The sequence below is a fragment of the Christiangramia sediminicola genome, assembly GCF_031344135.1.
Taxonomy (GTDB): domain Bacteria; phylum Bacteroidota; class Bacteroidia; order Flavobacteriales; family Flavobacteriaceae; genus Christiangramia; species Christiangramia sediminicola.
In genome coordinates this window covers 643,070-655,168 of the sequence record NZ_JAVJIU010000001.1, presented here as the reverse complement: position 1 = coordinate 655,168, position 12,099 = coordinate 643,070, and the positions used below count along the sequence as shown (strand labels likewise).

The 12,099-nt window shown below is 37.5% G+C and carries 13 protein-coding genes; 5 read left to right on the top strand and 8 right to left on the bottom strand.

All coding sequences use genetic code 11. The annotated features are described in order from the left end of the window. Positions 1–6 precede the first annotated feature (6 nt). Genes map through RE431_RS02940 form a run of 3 tightly spaced genes read left to right on the top strand, consistent with a single transcriptional unit; the run spans position 7 to position 2,146 of the window. A complete protein-coding gene (gene map / locus RE431_RS02950) occupies positions 7–822 on the top strand; it encodes a type I methionyl aminopeptidase (RefSeq protein WP_309560461.1) in 816 nt (271 codons plus the stop codon). Further along, positions 815–1,378 carry an HNH endonuclease gene (locus RE431_RS02945; protein ID WP_309560460.1) on the top strand — a complete coding sequence of 188 codons (564 nt, stop codon included), beginning with the start codon at positions 815–817 and terminating at the stop codon, positions 1,376–1,378. Before map ends, RE431_RS02945 begins: the two co-directional genes overlap by 8 nt. Before the next feature lie 3 nt (positions 1,379–1,381). After that, complete coding sequence (locus RE431_RS02940; RefSeq protein WP_309560459.1) at positions 1,382–2,146, top strand: class I SAM-dependent methyltransferase; 765 nt, start codon at positions 1,382–1,384, stop codon at positions 2,144–2,146. Here the strand turns inward: RE431_RS02940 and RE431_RS02935 are convergent, their stop codons facing one another. From RE431_RS02935 to RE431_RS02900, 8 genes are read right to left on the bottom strand one after another with little or no spacing between them, the layout of a single operon-like run. Then, complete coding sequence (locus tag RE431_RS02935) at positions 2,147–3,163, bottom strand: FAD:protein FMN transferase (RefSeq protein WP_309560458.1); 1,017 nt, start codon at positions 3,161–3,163, stop codon at positions 2,147–2,149. 3 nt (positions 3,164–3,166) lie between these two features. Next, positions 3,167–3,523, bottom strand: coding sequence for a Na(+)-translocating NADH-quinone reductase subunit F (locus RE431_RS02930; RefSeq protein ID WP_309560457.1), 357 nt, complete (start codon positions 3,521–3,523; stop codon positions 3,167–3,169). 44 nt (positions 3,524–3,567) lie between these two features. Next, positions 3,568–4,854, bottom strand: a complete 1,287-nt coding sequence (gene nqrF, locus RE431_RS02925; RefSeq protein WP_309560456.1) for an NADH:ubiquinone reductase (Na(+)-transporting) subunit F — start codon at positions 4,852–4,854, stop codon at positions 3,568–3,570. Positions 4,855–4,869: 15 nt separating this feature from the next. Beyond that, positions 4,870–5,484 carry an NADH:ubiquinone reductase (Na(+)-transporting) subunit E gene (gene nqrE, locus RE431_RS02920; RefSeq protein WP_309560455.1) on the bottom strand — a complete coding sequence of 205 codons (615 nt, stop codon included), beginning with the start codon at positions 5,482–5,484 and terminating at the stop codon, positions 4,870–4,872. A 27-nt stretch (positions 5,485–5,511) separates the two neighbouring features. Beyond that, the gene (locus tag RE431_RS02915; protein WP_240711843.1) at positions 5,512–6,258 is read right to left on the bottom strand and encodes an NADH:ubiquinone reductase (Na(+)-transporting) subunit D; all 747 of its coding nucleotides are present in this window, start codon (positions 6,256–6,258) and stop codon (positions 5,512–5,514) included. Between the two features lie 2 nt (positions 6,259–6,260). Then, on the bottom strand, positions 6,261–7,004 hold the full coding sequence (locus tag RE431_RS02910) for a Na(+)-translocating NADH-quinone reductase subunit C (RefSeq protein WP_309560454.1): 744 nt from the start codon (positions 7,002–7,004) through the stop codon (positions 6,261–6,263). A gap of 2 nt (positions 7,005–7,006) precedes the next feature. Beyond that, positions 7,007–8,194: an NADH:ubiquinone reductase (Na(+)-transporting) subunit B gene (locus tag RE431_RS02905; protein ID WP_309560453.1), complete on the bottom strand. Its 1,188-nt coding sequence runs from the start codon at positions 8,192–8,194 to the stop codon at positions 7,007–7,009. A 14-nt stretch (positions 8,195–8,208) separates the two neighbouring features. Beyond that, positions 8,209–9,552, bottom strand: coding sequence for a Na(+)-translocating NADH-quinone reductase subunit A (locus RE431_RS02900; RefSeq protein ID WP_309560452.1), 1,344 nt, complete (start codon positions 9,550–9,552; stop codon positions 8,209–8,211). Positions 9,553–9,713: 161 nt separating this feature from the next. Here RE431_RS02900 and RE431_RS02895 point away from each other — a divergent pair, with 161 nt between their 5' ends. Together RE431_RS02895 and RE431_RS02890 are read left to right on the top strand one after the other, a co-directional pair. Next, complete coding sequence (locus RE431_RS02895; RefSeq protein WP_309560451.1) at positions 9,714–10,967, top strand: type IX secretion system plug protein; 1,254 nt, start codon at positions 9,714–9,716, stop codon at positions 10,965–10,967. Positions 10,968–10,979: 12 nt separating this feature from the next. Then, on the top strand, positions 10,980–12,098 hold the full coding sequence (locus tag RE431_RS02890; RefSeq protein ID WP_309560450.1) for a DUF3667 domain-containing protein: 1,119 nt from the start codon (positions 10,980–10,982) through the stop codon (positions 12,096–12,098). The last annotated feature ends 1 nt before the right edge of the window (position 12,099 follow it).

The window sequence follows — 12,099 nt, the reverse complement described above, 5'->3', positions numbered from 1 at the left end:
TAATATATGATAGTACAGAAATCCAGAGAAGAAATTGAGTTAATGCGTGAAAGTGCACTTATTGTATCTAAAACGCTAGGAATGCTTGCTCCCAAAATTCAACCGGGTGTAACAACTCTTGAACTGGATAAAATGGCAGAGGAGTTTATTAGAGACCACGATGCAAAACCAGGTTTTCTTGGATTGTATGATTTTCCGAATTCGCTTTGTATGAGTCCGAATGCCCAGGTGGTTCATGGAATTCCAAATAATACACCTTTAAAGGAAGGAGACATTATTTCTATTGATTGTGGTGCTATTAAAAACGGATATTATGGAGATCACGCCTATACATTTCCAGTTGGTGAAGTTGCTCCAGATGTGAAAAAATTATTAGAGGTGACCAAAGAGTCACTTTATGAAGGTATAAAAGAATTTAAAGCCGGAAATCGCGTTGGTGATGTAGGCTATGCTATTCAGAAATATACCGAAGACCATGGCTATGGAGTTGTTAGAGAACTTGTTGGTCATGGAATTGGAACAACTATGCACGAAGATCCTGAAATGCCAAATTATGGCCGTAGAGGAAGAGGAAAGAAATTTGTAGAAGGCATGGTGGTAGCAATTGAACCTATGATAAACATGGGAACTAAAAGAATTAAGCAATTACCAGATGGTTGGACAATACTAACTGCCGACAATAAGCCTAGTGCTCATTTTGAACACAATGTGGCATTGGTTGACGGCAAACCCGAATTACTATCTACATTTAAATACATCTATGAATCCTTAAATATTAAAACCAAAGAAGAAGACGAATTTAGAGCAAAAGTTTATGATTAAAAGTTACAGACAGGAAATCTGGAAAACCCTACATAAAGATTCCTGGGAAGACCGCTTTATCTATAAAGTCTCAAATTTCGGAAGAATGATCAGTTATCTGAAAAATCCCGAAGGAGACTTAATGAAAGGCGGAAAAGTAGGTGGATATTTAAACTTCGCGGTAAAATTGAAGAATGGTAAGCATAAGACTTACTACATTCATCGCATTATTGCAGAAATGTTTTTAGAGAAGAAAGAAGGTGATCAGTATGTGATTCACAAAAATTTTGTGAAAAACGACAATCGCGTTTCTAATTTGGCCTGGGCCACCAAAGACGAATGGGTCCAACATCAATACGACAGTCCTAAAGTGAAGGAGAATAAGAAAAAAAGGAAGCTTAGAAAAGTTACCTCTTATTCTAAACTTACTTACGCACAGGCTGTAATTCTAAAGAAAAAACTTTTAGATCCCGAAAGGAAAACCCGTATTAGAGTACTTGCAAAGCAATTTGGAGTTTCCGAAATGCAATTGTACCGTATCAAATCGGGTGAAAACTGGGGAGATATCGAAGTATAGCGAATGAGTAATCTTTTTAAACTGGCCTTAAATTCAATTCCCAGGCCTGTTCTTATTAGAATTAGTTACCTGGTAAGGCCGTTTTTAAAGATTTATCTTAAGGGCTCTCGATACACCGATCCAATAGATGGGAGCGGTTTCAGAAAGTTTTTACCTTATGGTTACGAAAATCAGCGGGAAAATGTGCTTTCCCCTTCTACCCTCTCATTAGAGAGGCATAGACTCTTATGGCTTTATCTGAAGAATGAAACTGAGTTTTTCAACAAGAAGCTAAAGGTCCTGCACTTTGCACCAGAACAAGCTTTTTATAAGCGATTCAGAGAATTATCTAATTTGGAATACACGACGACAGACCTTAATTCGCCACTAGCAGATGTCAAGGCTGATATTTGTGATCTTCCATTTGAGAATGAAAGTTTCGACTTTATTTTATGTAATCACGTACTGGAGCATATTCCTGATGATACTAAAGCCATGCAGGAACTTTACAGGATCTTGAAACCGGGCGGAACGGCTGTTTTACAAATTCCGCAGGAATTAGATCGTGCAGAAACTTTTCAGGATGATTCGATCACAGATCCCAAAGAACGAGCTAAGATCTTTGGACAGTATGATCATGTTCGGGTATACGGAAGAGATTACTTTGTTAAGCTAAGAGCTATTGGCTTTAAGGTAGAAGAAGTTGATTATACTTCAGATCTTTCTTCTGCAGAAATTGATAAATACCGACTGGCCAAAGGGGAGATCATCCCGGTTTGTCATAAATAATTACTCAACGATATTTTCTTGAAAACCTGGTGTCTGAAAAATTTCCATTCCGCCGTTCTCGGTTGAATATAGAATATAGACTTCAACACCTTCTAATTTCTCCAGCGTAGATTTAGTTCTTTCTAAACCAAGCGCCATAAATGCAGTTGCATAACCATCAGCTAGCATACAGTTTTCAGCAATTACCGAGGCACTTAAAATATTACTCTTCTCGGCCTTAGCCGTTTTAGGATTGATGGTGTGAACATACTTCTGCCCGGTTAGGGAGTCCGTTCTGTATTTTCTATAATTCCCGGAAGTAGCCATGGCTGCATTAACCAGTTTTAGCTTGGCGTATAATTTTCGCTTTTCTCCTTCCTCCTGATCTGGATCATCTATACCAACGATCCATTCCAGATCATTATCAAGGTTTTTTCCTTTAGCACGAAGCTCACCACCTAATTCAACAAGATAATTTTCAACATCCTGAGACTCTAGATATTCAGCAATGACGTCTATGGTATAACCCTTTGCGATGGCATTAAAATCAATATAAATAGCAGGGTTTTCTTTTTTAATGGTTTTATCAGATTGAATTCTGATCTTATCAAATCCGACAAGCTTTCTCAGAGAATCAAGCTTCACGCTATCTATTGCTTTTAAAGCTTTTCCCGGGCCGAAACCGTATGCGTTGACAAGAACACCCACCGTTGGATCAAAGAACCCGTTGCTCTCCTTAAAAATCTTTTCAGAAGCATTAAATACTTTAATAAAATTGTCGTCAACCTCTACTGTAGTATCTCCACGATTTATTTTTGAAATATCAGATTTGGTGATATAAGTGCTCATTGAAGAATTTATATCATCTAGTATACTATCTAGAGATTTTTCAAATTGAAGCTCTTCGTTAGAAAAATATTTTACAGAATAAGTGGTTCCTAAAGCCTCACCGTAATATTCATGAATATTGTTCTCTTTTTCAGTATTACAACCTATAAGAAGTAAAATTGAAAATATTAAGAAAAGTGTTTTTTTCATAATCTAAAATTCCTTCCAGCCAGAATAGTTTACGATATAGTCTTCGTCGCTGGTAATTGGTTTTTCGTAGTCACTGGAATTTGCAAGTCCCACACCGGCATAAAAAGTCCGCGCATTGAATTTTTCAGCGTGTTCTTTAATATCTTTCATAAAGGCAGGATCAAAAGCTGAAGGGTCATCTGGATACGTAATAGCCCTTACGATCACGAAATGCAATTTTGTTTCCTTTAGAGCTACAAACTGTGGATTTCTCCTGAGCTTACTATTAACCCCAAGGAATTCATATCCGTTATCTTCAAGATCTTTTCCCACGATATTCATGGCAAGATTATGTAGTTCCTGTTCATTTAATTTCGGCATAGTCTAAATATAAAAAAATCCCGCCGAAGCGGGATTTGTAATTATTATCCTCCAAAGTCATCAAACCTGATGTTCTCTGGCGGAATTCCGAAGTCCTCACCCATTTTCTGAACAGCTTTGTTCATCAATGGAGGTCCACAGAAATATAATTCGATTTCTTCCGGCTCTTCGTGATGATTTAAATAATTATCTATTACCACCTGGTGAATAAATCCTACGAATCCGTCACCTTCTCCATCAAGACCGTCCTTTACTTTCCAGTTATCTTCTTCCATTGGCTCAGAAAGGGCCAGGTAGAATTTAAAGTTAGGGAAATCTCTTTCAAGAGCTCTAAAGTGTTCTGTATAGAACAATTCTCTCTTAGATCTACCACCGTACCAGTAAGTAACTTTTCTACCAGTTTTCAGAGTTCTGAATAAATGGTAAAGGTGAGATCTCATTGGTGCCATTCCGGCTCCACCGCCAACATAAAGCATTTCCGCATCAGACTCATTGATAAAGAATTCACCATAAGGACCTGAAATAACTACTTTATCTCCTTTCTTAAGGCTGAAGATATAAGATGAAGCAACTCCAGGATTTACATCCATCCAACCGTCTTTAGCGCGATCAAATGGCGGTGTTGCGATACGAACGTTCAGCATAATTTCACGTCCTTCTGCAGGGTAAGAAGCCATTGAGTAAGCTCTTTCCACTACTTCAGGATTTTTCATCACCAGTGGCCATAATTTAAATTTATCCCACTCTGCCTGAAATTTATCTGGAGTCTCATGCTCTTCAGGGTGAGCTGTGATATCAAAATCTTCAAATTTAACTTCGGTCTTAGGAACCTCAATTTGAATATACCCTCCAGCTTTATAGTCCATATCTTCAGGAATTTCTACCACAAATTCCTTAATAAACGAAGCAACATTATAGTTTCTTACTACGGTAGCATCCCATTTCTTAATTCCGAAAACCTCTTCAGGAATCGTAATTTTCATGTCCTGCTTAACCTTCACCTGGCAACCAAGTCTCCAACCGTCTGCAATTTCTTTTCTGGTAAAGTGAGGCTCTTCTGTAGGAAGAATTGCTCCTCCTCCATCTTTAACAATACACTTACACTGGATACAGGTTCCACCTCCACCACAGGCAGAAGGAAGGAATAATTTGTTATCTCCAAGAGTTGAAAGTAAAGTTCCTCCAGAACCTACTTCGATATCTTTTTCATTATTAACATTAATAGTCACAGGCCCTGATGGGGTCAATTTTGCCTTGGCTCCCAAAAGGATGGATACCAATAACAAAATAAGAACTAAAAATACTACTACACTAGCTATTATAACTGTCATAATCTTTCTTTTCGATTATAATTTAATTCCCATAAAACTCATAAACCCTAATGCCATTAATCCGGTAATGATAAACGTAATACCAAGACCTTTTAATGGAGCAGGCACATTTGAGTATGCAATTTTTTCTCTGATGGCTGCAATCGCAAGAATTGCCAGAAACCATCCAATTCCACTTCCTAAACCATAAGTAACGGCTTCAGAAATACCTCCGAAATCTTTTTGCTGCATAAAAAGTGAACCACCAAGGATTGCACAGTTTACCGCAATTAGAGGAAGGAAAATACCTAAAGCACCATATAGTGCAGGAGCGAATTTTTCAACTATCATCTCTACAAGCTGAACCATAGAAGCAATTACCGCGATGAACATGATGAAACTTAGGAAACTAAGATCCACATCTGCATATTCAGCACCTAACCAGGTAAGAGCGCCAGGTTTCAGAAGATAATTATCAAGTAAAAAGTTAATTGGTACAGTTACAAGTAATACGAATATTACCGCAGCACCTAAACCAACAGCTGTCTTTACAGTTTTTGATACCGCCAGGTAGGAACACATTCCCAGGAAGTAGGCGAATATCATATTTTCAATGAAAATACTTCTTACAAATAGATTAACTAATTCCATTTTTTATACTTTTTTGCTGTTCAGCTATTAGTTTTCTTCGATTAGTTTACGGTTTCTAGCACGTTGCACCCAGATAATAACTCCTACCACGATAAGAGCCATTGGCGAAAGCAACATTAAACCGTTATTTTCATATCCCAGTGAATAAAGACCGGTTGATTCAGCAAGTGTAGCTCCTTTATGACCAAGAACTTCAAATCCAAATAATTTTCCGGAACCTAAAAGTTCTCTGAAAAATGCCACGATGATAAGGATTAATCCGTATCCAGCAGCGTTACCAATTCCGTCAAGGAATGATTTATATACACCGTTACCAAGAGCAAAGGCTTCCAGACGTCCCATCACGATACAGTTGGTAATAATAAGACCAACGAATACCGAAAGCTGTTTACTTACATCAAAAGCATAAGCTTTAAGTACCTCACTTACCAAAATTACAAGTGAAGCAACAACCACTAGCTGAACGATAATACGAATACGGCTAGGGATAAGGTTACGCAACATAGAAATGATCATGTTACTAAATGCCATTACCACCATCACCGCGATCGCCATAACGATTGCTGGTTCTAACTGAACTGTAATTGCCAATGCTGAACAGATACCTAAAACCTGGACAGTAATCGGGTTGTTATCATCTAAAGGATCTGATAATAATTTTCTATTCCCTTTGGAAAGAAAATGCTCTTTTTCTTCAGAATCTGAAAGAAAAAGGATCATTTCCTGTTTCTTCTCTTCCTCTTTAGCAGAGTTGAATTTTGTCTCTTTAGCCATAATTATTTTATTGCTACTTTAATATCCTTTTGCTTCTCGAAATAAGGCAGGTAACGCTTAAGCCTTTCAGAGATCATATCTGATACTCCATCTCCGGTAATAGTTGCTCCGGAAATCGCATCCACTTTATTATCATCCTTATCTGAAACATCTATATTTCCTTTCACTACAGATACACCAACAAGGTTTCCGCTAGAATCGAAGATCTTCTCATCTTCAAATTTCTTTTTGAACCATTCTTTAGTAATCTCTGCTCCAAGGCCAGGAGTTTCACCAAGGTGATCGAAAGTTGCACCCTTAATCGTGTTCACATCATCTTTTAAAGAAATGTATCCGAAGATCGCATTCCAAAGTCCGTTACCTCTTAAAGGAACGATATAATATCTTGAACCTTCAACTTCGGCAACGTATAAAGGAAATACCTGCTCTCCTACATCTTTCTTAAGTTCTTTTGCAAGATCTACTTGAAAGGCATCTATAGATTCATCTACAGATCCGTCTTCTTTAATGGCAACCTCTTCAACGATATATTGATCATAAAGTTCTTTTGCTCCATCTCTATCTGTAGCGATTCCTACTGTAGAAAGGATATTTTGCATTTTCTCCTTACGAATATTATCCTGTTGAGTTGGTTGAAGTGAAGTTGCAGCAAAAGCAAGCACCGCAGCTACAACAACTACCATGATAATGGCGAACATAAATGTATAGCCATTACTGTTTGTTTTATTTACTGATTTCTCTTCCATAACTATGCTGTTTCTACCTGAGGATTAGCATTCTTAAGTCTTTTCTTTCTTCTGTTCACGTTAGCCTGAACTACATAGTGATCTATGGTTGGAGCGAAAACGTTCATCAAAAGAATTCCTAACATTACTCCTTCCGGGTATGCAGGGTTGAATACACGAATCATAACTGACAGGAAACCTATCAAGAATCCGTAGATCCATTTACCTTTCATTGTTTGTGCTGCTGAAACTGGATCGGTTGCCATAAAGACAATACCAAATGCAAGTCCACCAACCATTAGGTGTAAATACCAAGGAAAGTTTGTAAGTTCATTTCCTTCAAGTCCCATTGATGGTAGCGCATTAAAGATAAGTCCCATAATTGCTGCACCAATAAAAGCACTTAAAATAATTCTCCAGCTTCCAACTTTGGTAAGCACTAGAATTAAAGCTCCTGCAAGGATACATATCACTGAAGTCTCAGCGATAGAACCCGGGATCATTCCTGAAAACATATTCATTGCAGAATATGATACATCAGATCCTGAAGCTAAAGTACCTAATATTGTTTCTCCAGATACCGCATCAACTTCGTATGCATTACTTACCCATACAGAGTTACCAGACATATAGGTAGGGTATGCGAAGAATGCGAATGCACGAGCGGTTAGCGCAGGATTCAGAATATTCATTCCTGTACCACCAAATGCTTCTTTACCAATAAGTACCGCGAAAACTACAGATAAAGCCACCATCCAAAGTGGAATATCTATAGGCATGATCATAGGAATAAGTAATCCTGTCACCAGGTAACCTTCGTTAACTTCGTGTCCTCTAAAGATTGCAAAAGCAAATTCGATTCCAAGACCTACTCCGTAAGATACGGCGATCATTGGTACGATCTTAAATGCTCCCTCTAGAAAGGCATCTATAAAAGGCACTCCATTTGCATATTCTGGTAACTGGTGGAGATACTGATATCCACCATTCCACATCCCGAAAATAAGTGCCGGAACAAGAGCAAGAACTACGGTGATCATAGTTCTTTTAAGGTCTACCGCATCACGAATGTGCGCTCCTTTTTGTGTTGTATGATTAGGAGTATATAGAAAAGTATCCAGAGCGTTGATCGCCGGTGCATATTTCTCTAATTTATTACCCTTATTAAAGGGCTCCTTGATTTTATCTAATCTTTGTCTAATCCATTCCATAGTTCTTCAGCTTTTTAACCTACTTCGGTGATCATTAAATCCAGACCTAATCTAATTACTTCCTGAATTTCAATTTTAGAAGTATTCACATATTCAACCAATGCAAAATCTTCAGGAGCTACTTCATAGATCCCAAGGTTTTCCATTTTTTCAATATCACCAGCCATACAAGCTTTAATAAGCTGCATAGGATAGATATCCATTGGCAATACTTCCTCCATTTCGCCAGTTACAACCAAAGCACGCTCTTCACCATTAAGATTGGTAGTAGGCGTATACTTTTTCTTTGGGAACAACCACGATAAAGAAGTATGTGAGTTTGAATGAATATTATTATAGGTAAAAGGCAACCAACCAAACATTCTATAGTTATTACCTTCAGGAATCTGAGTAACTTCGTTTTCGAAAAACCCAAGATACTGGTTATTGGAAAGCTGAGTTCCAGTTAACACATCACCTGAAATAATTCGAACATCTTCAGAAGCCTGACCAATAAGATCTGCAACGTTAGCACCAATTTTTGTCTGGTAGTACTTTCTGTCTTTAGACTCACTACCTGTTAGAGCTATTGTTCTATCTGCATGAAACTCACCGGTTAAGAAAATATTTCCGATGATCGCAACATCTTCCACTCCAACGGTCCAGACTCTTTCTCCCCTGTTAATAGGATCGATTTTATGAATTTGAACACCAACATTACCAGCAGGATGCGCACCGTTTACGTGATGCAGCTCAACACCCTGAAGATTCTTTAAATATTCAGCGGAACTATCATCTACAGAAACATGAACTTTTCCTGGAGTAAGTTTTCTTAAAGCATTGATCCCTTCCTGAAATGCAGCAACTTTATCTTTAATGATAAAGCCTTTGTCTGCAGCAAGAGGTGCCGTAGAAACCGCCGAGATAAAAATAGCTTTTGGAGTGTCTTTTGGATCAGCCACGATATCGTAAGGTCGCTGATAGATAAAAGCACCACAACCGCTTTCAAGAATTCTTTCTCTTACATCTTTAGCTTCAGCTTTAGACGCATCCATTTTACCAAAATCACGGTAAGCGTCTTCAGAATCTGCCTCGATTATAACTTCAAGGATCCTTCTTTTATCACCTCTTTTAATTTCTTTAAGAACACCACTTACAGGCGTAGTAAAGCGAACTTCTTCTGTATATTTTGAATAGAAAATCTCATCACCGGCAAGAAGTTTTGCTCCTTCTTTAACAACCATTTTAGGTACAACAGTGTGAAAATCTGGCGGTTTGATCGCGTAAGTTTTGGATCTTGGAGCCTTAACAAGCTCTTTTTCCGCCTCCCCTTCTAATCGCAGAGATAATCCTCTTTTAATTCGAATGTCTTTTGACATAGGATGGAGTGTATGTTAAAATTTTTAGTTTAAAGTCGTGCAAATTTATGAATTTTCGCTCCATTTATCCCAACAATTAGAAGAATTTTACTTTGATCAACTGTTAAAATAAATTGATTATAAAAGCGTAATTCTATTAACTTTGCTTAATATTAAATTCTATGAGAGCTTTTCTATTCATCTTATTTTTAGCAGGAATATCATTTTCGGGACAGTCGCAAGCCGTTCAGGAAACCCCTCCACCCTCTTTTATTAGAACGGTGATCTTCCAGGGAGATTCTACTGAAAATACAGGCAATCCTATCATTAGATCAGGAAGCAGGATAAGTCTTAAATTTGATGACATCATTGGGGATGAAGCCGATTATTACTACACCATTGAACATTATAATTTCGACTGGACACCAAGCCAGCTTAGCAAAAACGAATATCTGGAAGGTTTTGATAATGTAAGGATCATTGATTATACCAATGCCCTGAACACGTTACAACCATTCACGCACTATAAACTATCCATTCCCAATAAGAATGTGAAACAAATAAAAGTTTCAGGGAATTATATGCTAAAGGTTTTCAATTCTAACCGTGAACTGGTTTTTTCCAGGAAGTTCATGATCTATGATCCTATAGCACAAGTAAGCGCCGAAATTAAAAGATCTCGGGACCTCAACTTTATTGATGAAAAACAGGTGGTTAATTTCAGCGTGAATTCTCCAGACTTATTGCTGAAAAATCCAGATGAGAATGTGAAGGTTAGTATCATTCAAAATTATAATCTCAAACTGGCGATCACAGATCTAAAGCCTCAGTATACCATTGCAAACGAATTGATCTACCGCTATGACAATGAGTCTTCATTTTGGGGAGGTAATGAATTTCTCCAATTTGACAACAAAGAAATAAGAGTCACTACTTCAGACATTTCAAGTGTAGAGCTTGGTGAACTATATCATCATTTCCTTTTTCTTGATTTCACCAGAGGGAATCAACCGTACACGTACAACCCAGACATCAACGGTGGTTTTGTGGTTCGGAATATCCAGGCAGACAATTCAGATAGAGAGGCAGAATATGTCTGGATGCATTTCAGATTAAAGAACTATGACATTATAGAGGATGCCGAAATACACATCTATGGTGGATTTAATAATTTTGAATTAGATAAAAGCACCCTGATGAGTTACAATGAGAAAACGGGATATTATGAGGGAGCCAGATTATTCAAACAAGGTTATTATAATTACAAATACGTGCTTTTAAACAAAGATGGAAGTATTGATGATGGGTTTATAAGCGGAAATTTTGATGAAACTGAAAACTCCTATACTATTCTAGTCTATTATCACCCGCCAGGAGCGAGATACGACCAGTTGATTGGAATTGGATATGCAAATTCTGAAAATATTCGAAACTAATTCTTATTTCCAATGTTGGAAAAATATGAAAAGAAGGATGCGCTTTACCATTATCGAGGTGAGACCTGTTTAAATTGTCATCTGCCGTTAGAAAAGAGCGATCACTTCTGTCCCAATTGCGGACAGAAAAACAGCACTAAAAAGTTAAGTTTTGGAGATTTCTTCGTAGAATTCTTCTCCGGTCTTTTTTCATACGACTCAAGATTCCAGAGAACATTAAGGGTGCTTCTTTTTAAGCCAGGAAGGATCTCTAAGGATTATATCCAGGGAAAAAGAACCAGGTACGCAAATCCTTTCCGATTCTATTTGAGTGCATCTATAGTTTTCTTTCTTATCGCCGGAATTTCAGATACCTTTGAAGGAGTAAATCTCCAGGATCAGGACGAAAATTTCCAAAAAGAATTAACCAAAGTTCAGCAAGATACCCTTTTGCAGTCTGAATTGAATGAAATTCCTGCCTTCAAGGAAAATAATATTCAGATAGATTCCATTATTAAAAACATGCCAGCGAAAAAGGAAGAACTGGAGGAGTCTTATGAGGATGTTTATTTAACCAAAAAAGAACTGGACACCCTCAATTACTTTGAAAAACACTCGAGAAAACTCACCATATTTTATAGATACTTCAGAGCAACAGGAGAAACAGATCCTGAAGCCGTAATGACCGATCTGGAATATTCTCAAACCAAATGGAACTTCTGGCTTTATGAAAAAGCAAGAAAATTCAATCTAATTTATACCAACCCGAAGATCTTTGCCGACTATTTTGTTAGCAAGCTTCCGTTTATAATTTTCTTCTACCTGCCTGTATTTGCACTATTTATATGGCTTCTATATATAAGGCGACCTTTCAATTACATGGAGCATTTGGTTTTTGCTTTCCATGTGCAAACCGTACTATTCGTGCTATACATTATAGGTTACTCGGTAGACTATGTGCTTGACTCGAGTTGGGGTTTTACCCTTGCTAATACTGTGTTTGTATTCTATTTATATAAAGCTATGCGTAACTTTTATGGCCAGGGACGTGTTAAAACGATTTTAAAGTTCATATTACTAAACATAATATTCTTTACTTTAGCTATGGTTGCTACTGCAATCGCTGTAATCGTTTCATTCTCAATTTTTTAAA